A 19,589-nucleotide genomic window follows, 5' to 3' on the forward strand; every position below is an offset into this window, starting at 1 on the left:
AATTACAGCCAAGGCGATTAACATACCGTTTTCTGATGATAACTGTGAGTCTTCGTTTTTTAACCAATTTTTCATTTTCGCCAACATATTATTCTTTCTCCTTTATATATTGATTTTAAGAATTGAATAAATAAGGAATTCCCTATCTAAATCTTCTATTACTTATTCCAAGAATTTACGTCTGCATTGCTTGATGCTTTTGTGAATCGAGCTAGAATTGTATCATAGCCACCTTGAATTGCTTTCCATACAAATGGCCCAATTACTAATACGATAATTACAGCCAAGGCGATTAACATACCGTTTTCTGATGATAACTGTGAGTCTTCGTTTTTTAACCAATTTTTCATTTTTGCTAACATGATTAGAACTCCCTTATCTATTTATAAATTCTATTATTTGTTCCAAGTATTCACATCTGCATTGCTTGATGCTTTTGTAAATCGAGCTAGAATTGTGTCATACCCGCCTTGAATTGCTTTCCATACAAACGGGCCAATCACTAATACAATAATTACAGCCAAGGCAATTAACATACCATTTTCTGATGATAATTGTGAGTCTTCGTTTTTTAACCAATTCTTCATTTTTGTTAACATGTGTATTGCTCCTCTTCTTATTCAATTTGGGATACTAGCTTCTTATATACTTGCAAATCCTTGCATTAAGGATTGAATAACAATAACCATTGGATAAATCACAATACAGCCAATAACTGCAACGTTAAATTTATTCATTTCCATTGGCTTATTTTGAATGAGACGGTTATAGTTCTCATGTTTTAGCTCTCGCATCATTTTAATCTGCGCGTCCATAATACGAAGGCTCTGTACCTTGTCCGTTTTTTGTGCTTGTTGCAATGCAATCGTAAAGGTATTGACTTCTGGACTATTTAAAGCTGCTGCAAAGTTACGAAATGGTTGATCCGAACCCGCATACATTTCTAATTCCGCTGTAAGTGTAGATACATATGGTCGAAGATGTCTCCCTGCATATATTTGCGCCTTTTTTACTGCTTCTAATGTTGTATGTGTTTTTAACAGCTGCAACATCGGAATTAGATACTCTGGTAATTCAAATTTCCTTGCTTCTATCGCCTGCTTGATTCTTTTCTTTAATAAATAATCAGGATAGAAATAAAGCAGTGGTGAAATCAAAACTCCCACTTTAAATAGGTAGTAATCATGAAACACTGTACATATCAAGAAAACAGAAGTGAAAATGATGGGATACGCAACCTTCATTTTCAAATATTCTTCTGGTTTCGTATCCAAACCAGCTTCTTCTAATTTTTTCTGAATCTGCTCTTTCTTTTCTTCTGTCAGATACTTATGTGATAATGACTGAAAAGGAGCGAGCATCATTTGATTTAAATTCTTCTTTTCAATTCGTCTTGCATTTTCTACATAGTTTGTAAGTAGACTACCGTTATCTTTTTTACTTTGTAGAAAGGTAGAAAATACCCAATACATGACAACGAATATCACTACAGCTAAAATCATAGTCACTTTATTTTCCTCTTTCTGTCGGGTTATAATTTGCAATCTTTTCTACGCGGGTTGCTAAGAAAAATACAATGAACATATTTACCGCTAATGCGATTTTCCCCATCATAGAACCTGCTAAAAATCCATATGCTTCTTTTGACATCAACATAATCACAATCGGCATGGCAATGACGATTAAGCAGTTCTGTACAAAGGCACGTTGTGCTTGCGACAAACTTGAACGTAATCTTGCCAGGTATAGCTTTTGTTTTTCGAAATCTTCTGCAATATCTAGTAAGACTTGCACTGAATTTGCTCCGCCTTCTCGGCTACACACTTCCAACATTTCATGGAAAAATACCAATTCCCTAAAGTTAAACGTTTCATTGAATCCTCTAAATGCACGGTGCATTGTAGTTCCACCTTCTAATAAAAGAGAAACTTTTTCTATTTCTTCTTGAATGCTTTCATGCATCATTGGTTTAACCTGAACTAACACCCGTTTTGCGTTATTACTAATTTGAAGTGCATTCGCTACAGCCTTCATATAGATAGAAAGACGATCAATGACAACCAAGTAGTAACGTTTTTTTCTTCGATAGAGAAGAAATCTCGGAACTAAAAATCCACATAAAACGGTAATCAGTGTAAAAGGATCTCTTCCAAAAGAAAAATAGAATACTGTTGCAATACTCATTCCAGAAAGAATTGTATATACCCAGTACATGCTTTTCGTCAATTTCCACTCGTACTTTTGGGCTTCTTGGATAACGGATTGTGGCAGATACATTCGTATCCCTTTGATATTCCTTAATTCCAAACGCCTTTCTTCTTTCTCATTTTCTTGTACAAATTGAGAAAGAGCAGAACCCTTAGATTTCGCAAAAAGTAAAACGAGAAATACTACACTAATAAAGATTAAAAATATACACCCATAGGCGAACAAACTATGCATACTGCACCTCCTGTTGTGAAAGGAATGGTGCATAAAGAGCTGGGTTTACAGTAGAAGAACGGAATTTCTTCTCCATTTCGGCTGACATTTTTGCTGTAACGATATGATCTCCATGAATCTTTCCTACTCTCTCATTTATTTCATCGTATTCCTCACCTGACGGAATAAATTGAGAAAGCTGATTGAACTGTATGTCATCTTGATAATCCAATAATTCAATCATCTCTGTAATATAGCGATTCCCATCATCTTTCTTTTCTAAAAAGACAACCAAATCGAATGTTTGAGAAATTAATTCATATAAATACTGCGCATCGATATTCGCACCACTTTGCAGGCACATAAGCATTAAACGTCTAACTGCTTCTTTTGCACTTCTTGCATGGACAGAGGTGAAACCAGGATGTCCTGTTTGGAAGAAGTTAATCATTTTTAACGCTTCCTTCCCCCTTGATTCCCCTACAATTAATCGCTTTGGTCCTTGACGTAAAGCATTTGTTAACAATCTATCAAAATCGATTGTATTTTCTTCTACTTCCGATGCCCTACATTGCATCGGAACAAAATGATGTTCTGGAAAAATGCGATGCAAATATAATTCAGGGTTATCTTCTACTACCAGAGTACGTTCTTTTTTCTTTCCTTTCGGAATGTGAGAGGCAAGATATTTCATAAACTCTGATTTCCCTGTACCCGTAGCTCCAGCAACTAGAATATTCATTTTAGATTTCACGGCTGCAGCCAAAAAGTCCAACATCACTTTTGACGCTTGATTAGTAGATAGCATACGCTCTTCAGAAGCACGGAGGTGATCCGCATTCTTACGAATCGTTATTGTTGTTCCGAGTCCCCCAAGTTCATCTAGCGCAATATTGATACGGATATACGGAAACACGCAGTCCACATATGGCTTTGCCGTATTTAATGACTCTGATGTACTGTTTACCATCTTATAGGCTAAAGCTTTCACTTCTTCTTCCGTCTCAAATCGGTAAGGGAAGGTACATTCTCCCTCTCCAATTTTTTCGTAAATAATTTCTTTTGTGCCATTGATATAAATATCGGTTACATCCTTATCTTCTTTTAAAGGTTCTATAATCCCAAACCCCACAATTTCGTCACACACCATATTCAGTAACTGTTCAGAAGGTACATCTGAAATGACGACTTGATTGCTTAATAGAAAGCTTTTAATAATTTGTTCTACAGCTGCTCTCTTTTCTTTATTCATAAAGGATTCACTGAGGATATCACGATGGTCTTTTACTAAAAACGAACGAATTTCATCTGTTATATCTTTAATTTGTTGAGCTGTAGTTGTTCCTAACTTTCGAGCCGATTTGGAACGAATCATGTAACCAAAGTGATATAGATCAACTCGATTTCGCTTTAAGGCGATTTGTTTTTCCTGTAAATAGCCCCACATACTCCTTGTCCCCCTTTTAATTTCGTAAACCAAAGAGACCCTTTTTCATAGAGGATTGCTGGGATGGAATACCAAGACCAGCTGCTTCCATAATTTGATGGACCTTTGTATTAATTTGAGGGGAACCAAATTGCATCCCCCATTCGTAACTCGTGCGATCCCTGTCATACGGAATGGTTACTGCTATTTTTTGAGAAGAAAGCTTTTCAATATCTTCTACATAATTTTCATCTGCCATGTTCAAAACATGAATCATACGGGGCATTGTTAGCTTTGCATCTTCAATCAGCTGTAATTCTCGCTTAATAGCTAACGCACCTCGGGGATTTCCATTTAATACATGAACAACAAGATCTGATTGATATAGGATTGGATAACTCAGCACCTCGGATAATTCAGTTGGTACTGATAGAACGATATAGTCATATTCTGTATCTACAAGTGACTCTATAAATGTCGTTACAAAGAATTCTTTGTTTTGGATCTCTGGGAATTGAGCTAAGCTATAACCTGATGGAAACACCAGAAAATCCATCTTATCGTGCAATTTTTGCATCAACCTTGGATTCACTTTTTTCTCTAATAAATCTTGCTTGGTACAAATATACTGCAAGAGATTGTATTCATTTTCTTTTCTTACAAGCTCTAATATGTTTTTACTATCGTGGCTGAGACCAGTTCCAACTGCAAAGCTTGGTCTTACTTGGTCTGCTTCTACATAAAGTACCTTTTTCCCTAAATAAGCTAACTCATTTGCTATCGCAATACTTAATGTGCTTTTTCCTACATTTTCGTTTGTCGCATAAAAGGCAATAATTCTTACTTGCCGCTCCATCTTAATAACCCCTTTCTTACTTGGATTCGTTCAGATACTGTGCTACATACTCTTTTACATTTTTAGAAATCGGATTTGTCGAATGCTTCTCTACATAGTCTAAAATGTTCTTTTGATCAGATATTTGTGAGAATCCTTCAGCTGGTTCTAACTCTTTCCCTGTTTGTTCCACCTTTTGTCCGACCGCAACAGGAATGACGTCTCCAAGTGTTTTTGCACGATTTAAGTATTGAAGTTGTTCAGGTGAAACAGCCAGTGTGTATAATCGCGTTACTTTTGGCTTTTGTTTGTCTTCTTGTTCCTCTTTTGATTCTTTCTTTTCTAACACAAATGCATCTTCTGTATTGCTATCTTTTGCAGCAGTCACGCGTACACGTTGGAACAGCCCACCGAAGACAACCTTCTCATTGTCCACTTCTTTCACAACCTGCTTAAAATACAAGTCCACATATGTGTTAGGAATAATACTATTCCCTGAACTTGTTTCCAAATCAACGAGTAACGGGAAAGCAACTTCTCCACCTTTCAAGTTTAAAATGGAAGAGTCCGGTAACTCTTCTTTCTTTACTACTTTGTTTTTAAAGAGATAGCTATTTTCGGTAATGGGTTGCCCATCATTTGTCCACTTCCCTACAACATCTCTTTTGCTTACACGTAATGCATTCGGTGGAATGGCATCACCAGGTACTGTTCGTTCCACTAGCATGTCTTCTTTAATCTCTGTATGTGCAGGTATATCCTTTGCGGCTACAACAATTTTAGTTGGTTTTACTGCATTTTCTACTGCAAAATAATTGTATCCATAGATACCCGCTACTGTTACAGCAGCTAAACCTACCGCAGCAATCTGCTTCTTTTGAAACTTAGATGGCTTCAATGTTTGTATTCCTCCTTATATAGCCTTTAAACGCAAAAAAGGACACACCTATGGCATTATGCGCCTTAGGTGTGTCCTTTTAGCTAATCTAAAGTTTATATGAAAATGTTGGATTTGATTTCTTTAATATAACAATTCAATATTATGATATATAGAGTTTAATGTCAATCATTTCTAAAAAAATATTATTTTCACCATGCTAAAGCTCTGGTTTTAAAAATAAAAAAGTCTAAAAACGTTTTAATATCAGGGTTTTCAAGTAATTAATCAACCCTGAAACATGGTGAAATCATTCTAACGTAATTAAATATTTGAGGGTGGTCAATTGCTATCCTTAAAGAGACAGCATTGTATAACAGTTGTCTCTTTTTTATCTTATTATTTATTCTGTTAGAACGAAACAAGCTTTGTCCCCGTCTCAAAATACTTTGCAGGGGCATAACTTTTCCCGTTCCGATCTTGCAACTCACTTCCAATATACAAAGATACAATCATTGCAACAACCCCTATAAAAACTGCACGTCTCACTTGTTGTTTTTTCTTTTTATCCATTTCTAATTCCCCCTTCTACGAAAAAAAGGCACATCCCATTAAGGGATGTGCCTTTGGTTTGTCCATTCAGCTACTAGTTTAAGATGGATATATTATTGTGTTGATTCATCTAATTATATATTTTATTTCCTATTTTTCATGTAATACCAATCAGTCAGTTTATGAAGTAGTTCTTCTTTACCTACCCAGTTCCATCCTACTCCACTCCCTCCAGGAAATGGATCATTCGGAAATACTCTTCTTTTTATGAAATCATCATAGGCAACACCTTTAATTTCTACTTGCTCAGTTAAGCATAGACTCATTTCATTGACACCTGCTGGAGCTGTTTCTACATTAAATGTATATACATCATCTTTTGTCTTCATTGGTGTATACCATTTGCGTTGACCATCAATAATTTTTTCTTGACCATCCCAGTATAGAGACTTAGTCGGTCTTTTACTATCAAAGACATGTCCTGTTATTTCAGACAAATACATATTTTTAGGTAAGAATTTTGATGTTAGGCCAGTATTAAAAACACTGTCTAATTCTTGTGTAGTTTTTAACCCTTCATCAGCAAAAGGATATTGTGCCGTTACTTTTGCAAATACACCAGGATAATTTGCATTCCAGTCATTTTTATATTTTCCGTTTACTTCATACGCAAACCCATAGCCAGAATGAAGCTTAGATGGTGCTAAATTATCTATACTTCCACTTAATGTTTCATAAAACATTTCTCCCATTGTGTCCTCTTTTGATACACGTTCACTTACTGATTCTACCACACCTTTTACACTCGTTAGACCGCACATCCCATTTTCATATGATGGTGCATAGATAGCTGTTTTAATAGGGTTATTTTTATAAGTGGTTTCTTCAATATCTATTCGATTACCTGCAGGGTTAATTTCCGCTTGAATTGTTCCTTTCCCCTTATGTTGCCAGCCAAGGTTCAAGGTTTTCTTTTCTCCCTCAGTTAACCGTACCTTTTGTGATGCAACTTGTTGTCCGTTATGCTTGAGCACGACTACTGTTTCAGGATTTGCATATTTCGTTTCTAGTACATCTAACTTTTTAATTTTATTCTTCTCTTTTTCTAGTTTTTGTCTTGCATTATCTAACCTGCTTGCAGCATTATCCAGTCTGTTTTCTTCCCAAGAGCAGTCTCTATCAATATAGTAGTCATGGCCCTCTTCATCTTTCTCATGAATTGGATTACGACGGCAATAACTTAAACTTGACTGTGCACTATCTCTATCGGATTCAGCACTATATACTTCCTGCTGAGATTTATTAATATTATTATTTACCTTTACTCTATATTGGTCACGTTCTGGCTTAAAATTATCGCGCGATACATCTACTCTTGTTTTAATATTCTTTCCTTCCCTTGCTGTTTCTCCTTCAATTCGGTCAGCTGAGAAATCAATTTTATATTTAAAATCATCTTCATCACCTGGATCTGGGTTAGGTGTTACTTCTGTACCACAGTTTCCATCTACAATAAAATCAACTACTTTCTCATTTGAATCCCTTTGAACCCCATCAACGATTTTCAATTTTGCAGTATAACGACCACACATTTGTGGTTGCCACCTTATATCTTCTTTCGTAAATCGTCCTGCATCGCCTTCATTTGGTTTTTGATTATCTTTTTGTGGCGTTGAACGTAAATAATTTTCTTGATGATGAACTTTTTCTCCACTTTTTGTAATATCTAGCATCCATTTCACACGATTTCGCTCACCTGCTATATGCGAATACGGGTTGCCTTCATCCAATTTAGGGCCACGTTCTTTATATCCTTTATCTTTACTTACATATTCGAAGCCGTTAAACATGAATTTAACAGGTGTATCTTTTGTGCCACTAGAGACTTTAAATTCTTTTATTTCAGGTTTACTAGTTCTTACATACCATAGGCTATATTTATTCACTCCATCTACACCTCCAGCACCTGCATATCCACCAGAAAGATAAGCTATATCGCGAATCCAATAAAACAGACCATATGATACTGGTGAATTACCATTAGATAGTGTGTGCGAATCTATATTATTTAGGACAAATTGCGAATTACCCCAATATTTATTAGAAATGATAGAGTGAGTAATTCGCTCTTTTTCCGTTATCATACGATCCCCAACTACGATAGCACTATTCCAATAACCTTCATTCGAAATCCGCACATAAGGCTCACTTAGGTCTTCTCTTTGTACTAAGTTTGCTTGTGGGTTTTCAAAACTAAAGGAGCCATTGTAAACAGCCGGGTAATTAAGATCTCCTTTGTACGCTAAATCTATGCCAGGTGGTGCATAAATACTCCCAAAACGATAAAATTTACCTTTCATTTGCAAATATCTAGAAGTAAGAGAGGTATCATCTGTTCCGTTATAAAAAGGAACATCAGCATTTTTCGCACTCGCTATACTTGGAATCATTAATGTTGTTGAGGTACACAGTATCAACAAACTTTTTTTAAATTTCATAAGTTTCCCTCCTAAAACAAAAAAGGACACACCTATACCATTAGCTGGTACGTTAGGTGTGTCCTTTCCGCATCTTATTAAATATAATATCTAATTTTTAATCTTATAATCCTATTATAAGATTATTTAGGTTCAATTAAAATAGACATTGTATCACGAATCATAGTTTTTCCAATACGAATTTTAAAATTACCTTTCTGATAGTTATTAATTGTTTTTGAATCAACAGCATTTTGAATCTCCTGATTCAAGTCTAACCCCGTTAAGTAAGTAACCCATTTTTTTGTTAATTCTACAGTTGCTGGATTATTATCTAAAAATCCAATTTTAAAAGTATCTCCTCCACCTTCTACTACAAATTGACCGCCGGCATATGAACCTTCTGGGTAATACATACCTTTATCTAGAATAGTTACAGCACCATTTAAGTTAGTGTATTTTAAATTCGTGTTATATTTACTATTAATCTCTTTTAAGATATTTTGCGCTTCTGGAGCTAATTGTTTTTTCACAGTAGGATTCTCTAGCGCAGATGGATGAAAATCAAAATCTGGTTGTACTAGGTTTTCATCTAAACCTGCTGGTACTTCAGGCTTTGTCTCTGGCTTAATTTCTGGCTTTGTCTCTGGTTTTGTTTCTGGCTTTACTTCTGGTTTTTCTTCTGGTTTCGTTTCAGGCTTTGTCTCTGGCTTCACTTCTGGCTTAGCCTCTTTTTCTACTGCATTAATAGAGTTATATAAGAACTGACTATATTGTTCACGAGTTACATGCATTTGAGGTGAATATTTATTACTTCCTGTACCAGCTGTAACACCATTTTCCTCTAATGCATTAATTGCATTATATGCCCAAGAGTTTTTATCCACGTCTGTGAATATTGTTTTTGTTTTAGTTGCTTTAAATTTAAAAGCATTTGTAAGTACCTGCGCCATTTGTTCACGAGTTAGAATGTCATCTGGACCAAATTTCCCCTCGCCATAACCAGCAACAAGCCCCTCTTTAGCAAGTGCTAAGATTTCTTTTTCAAACATATGTCCTTTAATATCTGTAAATGGATTTTTAAAACTAGCATCTGCATCTATTGGTTTTACATATGCATATATCATACGAGCGACTTGTCCACGAGTTACATTGTCACCAAAACCAAAAACATTATTTCCGTATCCTGATACTACTTTACGGTTTGCTAGATCATAGATAGCTTTTGTAGACCAATGATTTGCTGGAACATCATTGAACTTTAATGAATCTGTGTTATCAGCCGCTTTTGCTGTAAATGCTCCTGCTCCTAATAGTGATGTACCCATAATTGTTAGTACTGTTGCTGTTTTTAAAAATTTATTTGCCATTGTTTTTTCCTCCAAATATATTAGTTTTTTCATAGATTCTTTTATTGTACCGAATTTAAACGTAAAATCCAGATAATTTAACATATAAATTAATTAATTTATATAACTGTTGTTTTCAAGAGTAATATTTTTATAAAAAAAAGACTTGTAATGCATTTTATATATTTCTGGCAAAAAACTATACTAAAAAGCATAGTTTTTAAGTATGAACCTTAGAATTTTTACTTCCACTATTTAAAATAAACTTGTCCCAATCCTTCCTTACCCGCCCATATCGGAGCTTTTACACCCTCTACCCCAATTAGCTTAAATATGAAGAAATGGTGTTCTGCTTTCACTTTGAAAGAAAGGGATTGATTATGATCAATCCGTCCCTTTGTATACTCATACTTCCAGCCATCCATCTTTTCTTCTTTCATTCTTTTCTCTATCCCAGGGACTAAATCAACCCTTTTCCCATTGTAATCATATTGAAATCCACCCTTATTCTCTGCGATTTCTACCATATCAGCAGCAAAGTTATGTGCCTTTACCAACTGTATTCCATACAAAACGCCTTCGGGTAAAAGACTAATTAATAATAAAGAAAGGGAAAGGAATAGAGCCGTAGTTACTGTATTTTGCATTCTTAATGCACCTACTCTTTTTCTTTATTTTACGTTTCCACCTAATTGTTTTTCTTTTGCATTCGCATCGTAGATAATAATACTTCTTGCTATACTCTTTATCGTTTCTTTTTTCTCATTAAATTGCTTAAAATAACTAGCAGCTTCTGCATCACCTTCGACAGCAATCATTGCTGGTTTCTCTTGTACAGCATGGACAATGAAGTTACGTTTTGATGCCGGATCTTTAAAATCCGCATTACTGTTATACGCCTTTTCAAACTCTTGTTTCGCTTTTTCTGGATCAATAGCTAGTTCTTCTTCTGCACGAAGAGTACCTACTTTTACAGACTTAGCCAATGCTATCTCTCCGCCCCTTTCTAAAGAAGATTTATTATCAGTATGTGTTGTATCTCCAATCACCATATCAGTTACAAAGAATAGACACCCTACAAATAACAGCAACATACTTGCTGCAACAATAAACTTTTGCACTCCTCTTCATCCTCCCTTAACTTTCAGACTTCCGAAATCGAAACCCACTTAAAATGGAACCTTTCTTTTGATTCAACAATTGATTTGGTAGCATTAGCTCTGCTATTTCCTTCATTTTCCCCTCTAGCTCTTTATAATAGTTCCGACTAGATAGTAACGTACTGCTATTCAGTTGAGATTCAAATACATCCTCAACTGAATATGGTGGTAGAGCCGTTAATAACTTATCTCCAAAACATTCTTCTACTACTTCCTGCTTTAAAAGTGCAGGAGAAAACTTATTCCCAATGATCCTCGTTTTCTCTAAAGCTAAGTAAGAAACAAGCTTTCTCTCCTTTTGTGTAAGAGGATGTGCTATCTTTAGCAATTGATGCAGATCTGGTTCTGCTACAAAGAAGATATAATCTGCCATTTCGCATATTTCATGGTATAAATCTTTATCCCAATCGTACCCCGCATCAATAATAGATATAGGCGCTTCTTGGTTAGCCAATAATACCTTAATAAAATGGTCAAAGTCATGCTCTGTTTCTTTTTTTAGCTCTTGGTCCACTATAGGATTCTTTACAATATAATTTATTTTGCCTTGCTTCCATTTTGGGATTGATAATATATCAGATTCCTTCTGTAGCATCTCCTTATACCGCTGTAGCATAAATTCACTACGATAGTTTTCTGGTGCTTCTGTATATCCCTTTAGTAACGGATACGTATAGCCATCATCATATAAATTCTCTATATAGTTCACATCAATCCGTAGTTCATTTAAATAAGCTGCTAAAAGATGCGAAACAAAAGTAGCACCACTTCTTCTGTTCATACTGGCCACAACAATTGTTCTTCTTGGAATAGCAATACCTATTTGTTTCTCATATACCGGCTCAAAAGCCAATTTATACTGTTTTTTTATAATAGGTGCTTTGGGCGTCTCCTCTGGAACAGACTTACGCTTTTGTTTGTTTTTAAATAGTTTGTTGGATTTAGAGGCAGGTTCACTGTTGCCACCTTCCTCTAATTCACTTGATACGCCCTCTTCTTCCTCATCAACAGGAACCTCAGGCAACTTTGTTTGTTGCGGTGCCTGACTTGCTCCTATAATTTCCGCTACATTTTTAATATCCGATTCTTGTAGCAACTGCGGAATGACTTTATTATCAATATCAATTTTACGAGAGTTAAAAATATCATAGATACCAAGATAAATCAGTTTCGCCAAAAACTCATCATCATTTTCACGCTCTGTAAATACCACAATACGAATATCTCGATTAAAGCGAATATCTCTTAGCTTCTGTAAAATAATTAGTTCTCGTTTCTCTTCATGTCCCGCATCAATATTTAATCGTTTGTCATTAATACATAAAATATTGGGTTGTTCAGTATCTAGAATTTCATCTAGATACTTGATGTGCATCACATCACTATCAGCTACTTCAAATCCCGCACCAATAAAATCCTCACGTAAATATGCCGTATATACAGTATCACTAATAGCTAATACAATTTTTTTCACCATACTTAACCTCCTACAAACTCTAACGTTGGATTAAAATCATGTTTTCAATTGGAATTTGTGCCTGAAGATGAACTTTCCCAATAATCTCATTCAGAATATACTCCATTTCAACTTGTTCCATTGGACGTGGTGCCCCAAAATCAGAATTTAGTTTTACTCGTATTTCTAATCGATCTTGTATTTCATGTAAAGGTGTATCAAGATAAAGAATGCTGTAGTATAAAACACCATCTTCAATATTTTTTTGAATCATATCCTTTGTTTGATAAATAAATGTAACCTCAGCAACCTCAATAAAAGGATCGTCAATTGTTACTTTACTATTCCAATTTAGATTCCAGATCTCACAATGCTCTTCTGCATGCACAACAACTCCATTAATTGAAGGCGTAATAGCAAAAAGACGATCTATAGGAGCTTTGATTAACGAGGTAATCTCACCTTTCTCTAATTCAAAACCTTTTTCCAATCGCTCATGTTCAAAAGCACATTCAGCACCAGCGAATGCGATTTCACAGAATACTTGTTCTAGTAATGGATGAATCCCCTCATATGTTCGTACGGCAAACACACAAAACTCCTGTGTTTCATCTGTGCGAATAATTTCGTATAATTCAAATTCAGATGCATTCGCTAAGGCAAAAGGAATATCTTTTATAAAGTTAGGATTAGTATATAAATTGTCTGGAATTTGTGTTTCAGGATGATATATAAACTCTAGGCAAAGTTGATACCCTTTTAAAAACGCATTCTTAGCTGCTGCTGGGAATAAAGTTTCAAAACGTTTTACATTATTTTTAAATTTTTGTTCTTCAACTTCGTTATTAAATTCTCTTGCTTGTAAGATATTAGTTCTATTACCTAACTGCAAAAAGTAATGATTAATCATTCGATTAATACTTTCCTCAAATGTTGTATTATCCTCACAATACTTTGTAAATCTCTTTTTACTCAGGTTTACAATTTCCTTCATAGCCTGGATTCTCCCTCTCAAATGTTATATATACAAAAAAAGACACACCAATGGCAGGTTATGTGCCTTCGGTGTGTCCGTTTAGCTAGAAATTAAATCTATTAATTTGTATATTAATCTTGAATAATTGTCATTCACACATAAGAATAAAGCTATAATTTTTAAAAGTCAATAGCTTTATTACATCCTTGTGCACATATATCTATTCTTCTTTCTCTATACTTCCATGTATCTAAACTCAAAAATACAGTTAATTACATAAACTTCTATATTAATCAAACAATTTTTAGAATAATACAATCTACAGAAGATTATTTACTTAAAATCTGCAATAATTAAAGCAAAATCTCGTAATTTTATTTACGATTAAATTTTTAAAACTGCTTAACATACAATCACCCCCATATTAATATTATGTAAACAATAAAAGCACATTTTATTAATTACACTCACAGTCATATATAAACCGACATTAATATGTAAAGAAAAATCCAAGGAGAATTGTTAATTTCATATCAACATTTTAATAGAATAAGTATATATATTAAATATCATTAACATCTTATAAGATACAATTATTAATAGAAAAATTATAAATAACCATCTGTTAATATCAATATACATTTAGATTTTTATCATCTTAATGTAGAAAAACTATTACATTTCAATAAATTCTTTTAACAGACCACTATATTCAAAAGATTACTCCAAGAGATCTGGAGCTTTCATAAAAAACACTATAATCTTTATATATTATTCAACTTTCGAAACTCCATTATCTCTATTATTGATGTCATATGAACAAGAAAAACCAATTCCGCACCCTGAAGTCACATTGACATATCAACTGACATTGATATGTCAATTAAAAACCGAAAAGAAATGTTAATTTCATATCAACAGTTTCCATGCAATGAGTACAAATAATCATTAATAATTAAAAAAACGTTTTAAGGGTAATATTATTCGTAGCTATTAATCCTGTAATATAAACATTTAATAAATTAATTACTTATTAACTAAATATAAAACTTCTAATCAAATGCAAATCTCAATCTATTAATATACTATCACATTAACATTTTATCATTTTGTCTAACATGAAGTTAACAATAGAATATTGTAAAGTATTTAAATTCAATTTTATGTTAATAATAGTGGTGCAGGTATTTGCAACAGATTCAACCAATAATCGTTTACATGTTAATTATACACACGAAATCAAGCACTTATACATTCAGATCCTTGTCACTTTCATTCAAACTAACTTTTACATGTCATTCAAATCTTTTAACGTATCACTTATTTAAATGATTACTTCGAGAGACCTGGAGCTTTTGTACGAAATACCAGGATGTTTATATACCATTTGAACTTTCAAAACTACATTATCCCTATTATTGATATCATTTGAATAAGAAAATCCTCCTTGAAAAACTCACTCACATTGATATATCAACCGACATTGACATGTAACAACAAAACCCGTGGTAAATGTTAATTTCATATCAACATCTTAGCTATATTAAGTATAAATATTTATAAAAAACAATAGGAAAGCACTTTTTTAATAGAAACACTGTTAATAGCTTTTAATTCTGTAACCTGAAATTATAATAAATAAATTATATAATTACCACAAGATATAAAACCTCTAATCATGTACAAAGTTCAAGTTATCAATAACCTATATGAAACTATCGTATTAACATTTCATTATTTTAGTTAACATGAAATTGACAATAGAATATAGTAAGATATTTTAATATCAACCTCATGTTAATGATAGTAGTGTAGATTTAAGGGATTATCCATTGGAATCCTCGCCACTCTCATTTAAACTAACTTTTATATGTCAATTAAACCTTTTAGCGTACTACCATATTTAGATGATCACTTCAAGAGATCTGGCGCTTTTGTATATAAAACTATAATCTTTATACACAATTAAACATTATTGATGTCATATGGGCAAGAATAAGCCCCTTTGTGATACACACTAACATTGACACATCAACAGACATTGACATGTAATGAGAAAACTAGCTCTAAATATCAATTTCATGTTAACACCTTTAATACAATAAGCATAAATACTCATTAACAACCTTGAAAAAACAGTTTATATTAGGGATATTGTTAATAGCTATTAATTCTGTAACTTGAACTTATAATAAATAAATTATTAATATAAAACTACTGTATTAACATTCCATCTTTAGGTTAACATGAAATTGACAATGAATTATAGTGATGCGTTTAAATATCAATTTCATGTTAATAATAGGAGTGTAGATATCCATAACGGAATCAAGTACATAATTAACTTTATGTTAGTTTCTCCACTAAAGTAAGCGATATTACAGGGTGTTAAAAGACATATCCAGTCATTTTGAATAAGTTTTTCTTATATTTGTCCTCATATAAATAAGGCGCTTAATAGGAACACCTCTAATACAACGATAACTAATGATAGTTCGGTTAACAAGACATTGATAGTTGCCTTTCAAAATCCCTTTCTATGTCAATTTCATATCTCATGTTAATGTCAGTAGGGGTTAGATTTCTGTTCAAATTGGATGATTTCCAACTTTGACAAAAGCTATCCTGTTGGGAATTAAGCCAATCACATCTTCGTATTGTTCAAAAATCATAGGTGCTAACACATCGACATAAATCTATCATAAATATTCCATATACTATTAAAAATACTCGTAAATATCATATTGATCGTGACATAGAGTAAACATTAGACCCCAAAGCCCATTCACATTAATTCTAATCTTAAATCCCTAGCTATATTTACTCTCATAAAAACTACTAATTTAGTAATATTATTACCTTTTTTTCTAGCTATTATACATTACAATTTAAATTCCCTAGCTTACGTCGGCTTATTTTTCTGCACTGTCATTGATTATCTCCTCATAACTTATTTACAAAATACCTATATTTCCTTATCATTAGTATTAAGTAACGTGTTTTGTTAATCTCATGGCAACTATCATTGATCTTGCTAACATAAAGAATAGGGGTATCCATTGATAGAACATTGCCATTTATATACTTTGGGGTAACAATAGCATCAACAAATCAAGCGTATTTTATATCAATAGTCAATATTCTGTTAACAAACATTCAATTACATGTTAATTTTATATTTCATGTGAGTTACTGAATACATAGGGATTTACATACATATTAGCGAAGTAATACCTAACATGTTAATCTCAGTTCACATGTTAATTCCAAATTGAGTGTTCATGAGTTGATTTTTAAGGAGGTTGTTACAATGATTGAACAAAAAAAAGAATCACAAGACCATCAAATTAACGATGATGACATATTAGATGATAATATTTTTGAAAAAGCATGGCGAATAACTGAATTCTCTAAACTAGTTGGACGTCATCACAATACCGTTTATAATTGGTTCAATATTTTAGAAGAAAAAGGGCTCCACGAAACGTTAAGAACCCAAAATACAAATGAAAAACTCTATAATGCATTAGATCTTGAAATTGCTCTATTTATTAAACAAAAAAGGGATGAGAAATGGTCTTTAGATGCAATTATTGACCTATTACCACATCAATTCGATTTGAGACCTGTATCACCAGAAAATCAATCAAATGAAGTGTCTACTGAATTAAACCTTCAGGCCACTGCAGAAATCATTGAAAAAATGGTAACTAAACAGTTAGAGGAAAAAATAAAACATATTGAGTCTCGTTATGAAGAGAGGGTAGACAGTATACTTAAACAATTACCGCAACCAGAGGATGCTGAAACTCTAAAATTACGTCAACGTCAAGAAAGACTTGATAACTTTATTATTGAACACAGAGCACGACAGGAATTAAGAAAACAAGCAGAAGGCCTGTGGAATAGTAAAGCTGAAGATGAACGTACCAGAAAGGTAGGATGGTTTAAAAAAGAGGAAGATTTGGGTAAAAAACAACTTTTCATTGAACAGTATATACAGGATAATATAATTGATTATATAAAATCTCTTATGAATTCTGTGGAATAACAAAAAAAGTCTGGAACTTAGTCCAGACTTTTTTATTATTTTGTAGTACCAAACATCTTATCTGGATCTAGAAAATCTGATAAATCTTCATCTTCATTTGCTCCAGCATTATTTTCTTCGTCACTACCCATATCGATAAAATCTCCAAATGCAAAACCTAACTCCTCATCCTCATCAATACTCTCAATAGTACTAATTTGAGACTTTGTAAACTGAATCTGGCTTTGTCTTTCTTTAAACTCATTAAATTCTTCAACTAATCCTTTAGATAGTCTCGATGGTAATGCATCAGTTTTATAGAACGTATATACACTTCCTAAGAAATCATTTTTACTTACCAAATATCCGTTAAAAACTGTACCGTTTATAGGTAGATTATTTGAAACTTCTACCTTAGCATCATCCATAAAGGAATCATTAATATTTTTTTGCTCATCTAAGATAGCAAGCATACCAAAATGATGTACTTTTGATGCTTCTACAGAACCGTCGTTATTCTTCTTCATCAAATCAATTGGAGGATGGAAAGAGCTACCTCTTAATGATTCTTGGAACATCTCTATAATTGCATGGCTATTTTCTATCTGGTTCATATTACGTGAAACCTTATTAATTACTAAACAGCCTGTTTTCTCAAGTAAAATACGCTTAAAGTCTTGAGAATCGAGTATTACAGATGTACCAGATCCATTGGCAGCGGTATTTAGCTCATGAATAATTTCACTAATGCGTTGATTTGCATAATCCCGTGAATTGGCGATACCTTTTTTCTCATTTTCATTTAATCCCTTAAATTCATCGTAGAAGTGCTGATTATCAGCAAATACTACAAAGGCTACACCTTTGGATTTATCATTTGCTAATTTCCAAATCTCCTGTGAAAATTTATTTACTTGTCGTAATACATCGGGCCCATCTGCTCGAACGGGAAGTGTTACGACAATCCCCATTTTAATAAAATCTTTGCGCTCAATAGCATTTTCAAAGGCAATTCTCGCAAACTTTGCTTGATTTGCTTTGATTTCAGACATTGGATATTGCTTCGCAACTTTTTGTAATTCTTGTCTGATTACTGGTTTGTTATGAAAAGCCGAAAATTCTTCAATAGCTTTAATAATTGTAGAAGTTCCTGTTCCTCCACCTAAACCGGCAAAGAATAGAACAAGTTCATCAGAAGGTCTTACACGTTCAGTAATAAATTCTTTTAATTTTTCTTTTGCTTCCTCATTTGAATCAAGAACCTTTACCGCACGCTCAGGGTTCTTACCTAAACCACCTAATTTAAGTGAAACTTGATTACTTTTTGGTACATTTTTTAATTCAGCTAAATCTCCATCATTACTATTTAGTGCTAAGCAATTATATACTGCCGTGCCATCTGTATGTGTATATTCCGCAAATTTATCTACCATTCTAGTACCAGCTTGACCAAATCCAACCATTGTCATTTTAACTGCTACTTCATTTTTCAAGAAGTTTTTTGCCATTATTTTATCTCTCCTTATTTACCTTTTTTCTTTTCCCTAACTCAATAAGTACTTGTTGCCCTCTATAAGTTGAGATTAAAAATTTATATGGGTGCATAGTCTTTTCATAGATTAAAGACATTGATGATAGTGTACTTACACTTATTTCGGCTGAACGTCTAGATATATTCGTACGTTCAACTTCTAATGAATAGGATTTACCTTTTTTCTTCTTTACTCTCCTATCAATAACTACATTTTCCACTATTTCATTAATCGATATGCCCCTCATGTACTTTGTCTCTTGAAATTGTTTATTTACTACGTTTCCTATGTATAGAAATACACTGTAGAGTATTTCATCTTGTTCAAGTATATCAGCAAACATGTTTACTACTTCATCTGCAAACTTGATTGTTTGATATTTTTCACTTAAAACCTCGTTCAAGTTGTCCCCCCCTTAAAACATTGGTTAATTATTCCTAGGAACATAGTACATCATTACACGTCGTATATCAAGTCATTATAAATAAAACTTATATA

Annotated in this window: 17 protein-coding genes; 1 reads left to right on the forward strand and 16 read right to left on the reverse strand. The window is 33.3% G+C overall.

The window, feature by feature from the left end:
- Window positions 1-158 precede the first annotated feature (158 nt).
- The 14 genes from AC3WVA_RS24180 to AC3WVA_RS24245 all read right to left on the reverse strand — a co-directional run bounded on the left by AC3WVA_RS24180 (window position 159) and on the right by AC3WVA_RS24245 (window position 13,547).
- A complete protein-coding gene (locus tag AC3WVA_RS24180; RefSeq protein ID WP_000879955.1) occupies window positions 159-362 on the reverse strand; it encodes a hypothetical protein in 204 nt (67 codons plus the stop codon).
- A 33-nt stretch (window positions 363-395) separates the two neighbouring features.
- Window positions 396-599: a hypothetical protein gene (locus AC3WVA_RS24185; RefSeq protein ID WP_000956355.1), complete on the reverse strand. Its 204-nt coding sequence runs from the start codon at window positions 597-599 to the stop codon at window positions 396-398.
- Window positions 600-641: 42 nt separating this feature from the next.
- Window positions 642-1,508, reverse strand: coding sequence for a hypothetical protein (locus AC3WVA_RS24190; protein WP_492322221.1), 867 nt, complete (start codon window positions 1,506-1,508; stop codon window positions 642-644).
- A 1-nt stretch (window position 1,509) separates the two neighbouring features.
- Window positions 1,510-2,442 carry a type II secretion system F family protein gene (locus AC3WVA_RS24195; RefSeq protein WP_492322222.1) on the reverse strand — a complete coding sequence of 311 codons (933 nt, stop codon included), beginning with the start codon at window positions 2,440-2,442 and terminating at the stop codon, window positions 1,510-1,512.
- Entirely contained in the window at window positions 2,435-3,868 is a 1,434-nt protein-coding gene (locus AC3WVA_RS24200; RefSeq protein WP_492322223.1) for a TadA family conjugal transfer-associated ATPase, read from the reverse strand. Before AC3WVA_RS24200 ends, AC3WVA_RS24195 begins: the two co-directional genes overlap by 8 nt.
- Before the next feature lie 16 nt (window positions 3,869-3,884).
- Window positions 3,885-4,703: a CpaE/TadZ family protein gene (locus AC3WVA_RS24205; RefSeq protein WP_098521686.1), complete on the reverse strand. Its 819-nt coding sequence runs from the start codon at window positions 4,701-4,703 to the stop codon at window positions 3,885-3,887.
- 16 nt (window positions 4,704-4,719) lie between these two features.
- Window positions 4,720-5,580 carry a Flp pilus assembly protein CpaB gene (gene cpaB / locus AC3WVA_RS24210; RefSeq protein ID WP_492322224.1) on the reverse strand — a complete coding sequence of 287 codons (861 nt, stop codon included), beginning with the start codon at window positions 5,578-5,580 and terminating at the stop codon, window positions 4,720-4,722.
- Between the two features lie 390 nt (window positions 5,581-5,970).
- A complete protein-coding gene (locus AC3WVA_RS24215) occupies window positions 5,971-6,132 on the reverse strand; it encodes a hypothetical protein (protein WP_048530121.1) in 162 nt (53 codons plus the stop codon).
- A gap of 122 nt (window positions 6,133-6,254) precedes the next feature.
- Window positions 6,255-8,609 carry a hypothetical protein gene (locus tag AC3WVA_RS24220; RefSeq protein WP_492322225.1) on the reverse strand — a complete coding sequence of 785 codons (2,355 nt, stop codon included), beginning with the start codon at window positions 8,607-8,609 and terminating at the stop codon, window positions 6,255-6,257.
- 122 nt (window positions 8,610-8,731) lie between these two features.
- Window positions 8,732-9,958 carry an S-layer homology domain-containing protein gene (locus tag AC3WVA_RS24225; RefSeq protein WP_492322226.1) on the reverse strand — a complete coding sequence of 409 codons (1,227 nt, stop codon included), beginning with the start codon at window positions 9,956-9,958 and terminating at the stop codon, window positions 8,732-8,734.
- Window positions 9,959-10,188: 230 nt separating this feature from the next.
- Window positions 10,189-10,584, reverse strand: a complete 396-nt coding sequence (locus AC3WVA_RS24230) for a DUF4320 family protein (RefSeq protein WP_097841301.1) — start codon at window positions 10,582-10,584, stop codon at window positions 10,189-10,191.
- Between the two features lie 24 nt (window positions 10,585-10,608).
- The gene (locus AC3WVA_RS24235) at window positions 10,609-11,058 is read right to left on the reverse strand and encodes a hypothetical protein (protein ID WP_158318327.1); all 450 of its coding nucleotides are present in this window, start codon (window positions 11,056-11,058) and stop codon (window positions 10,609-10,611) included.
- Window positions 11,059-11,074: 16 nt separating this feature from the next.
- A complete protein-coding gene (locus tag AC3WVA_RS24240) occupies window positions 11,075-12,574 on the reverse strand; it encodes a hypothetical protein (RefSeq protein WP_098521691.1) in 1,500 nt (499 codons plus the stop codon).
- A 19-nt stretch (window positions 12,575-12,593) separates the two neighbouring features.
- Complete coding sequence (locus AC3WVA_RS24245) at window positions 12,594-13,547, reverse strand: hypothetical protein (RefSeq protein WP_098521692.1); 954 nt, start codon at window positions 13,545-13,547, stop codon at window positions 12,594-12,596.
- A gap of 3,292 nt (window positions 13,548-16,839) precedes the next feature.
- Between AC3WVA_RS24245 and AC3WVA_RS24250 the strand changes: the two genes are divergently transcribed.
- Window positions 16,840-17,580 carry a MerR family transcriptional regulator gene (locus AC3WVA_RS24250; RefSeq protein ID WP_227601851.1) on the forward strand — a complete coding sequence of 247 codons (741 nt, stop codon included), beginning with the start codon at window positions 16,840-16,842 and terminating at the stop codon, window positions 17,578-17,580.
- Between the two features lie 35 nt (window positions 17,581-17,615).
- Here the strand turns inward: AC3WVA_RS24250 and AC3WVA_RS24255 are convergent, their stop codons facing one another.
- Both AC3WVA_RS24255 and AC3WVA_RS24260 read right to left on the reverse strand, forming a co-directional pair.
- Window positions 17,616-19,067 (reverse strand): FtsZ/tubulin family protein, encoded by a 1,452-nt coding sequence (locus AC3WVA_RS24255; RefSeq protein WP_097841296.1) that lies wholly within the window; start codon window positions 19,065-19,067, stop codon window positions 17,616-17,618.
- 4 nt (window positions 19,068-19,071) lie between these two features.
- The gene (locus AC3WVA_RS24260; protein ID WP_016089810.1) at window positions 19,072-19,494 is read right to left on the reverse strand and encodes a hypothetical protein; all 423 of its coding nucleotides are present in this window, start codon (window positions 19,492-19,494) and stop codon (window positions 19,072-19,074) included.
- Window positions 19,495-19,589: the final 95 nt, after the last annotated feature.

The organism is Bacillus sp. EB106-04-02-XG92 (assembly GCF_058791995.1).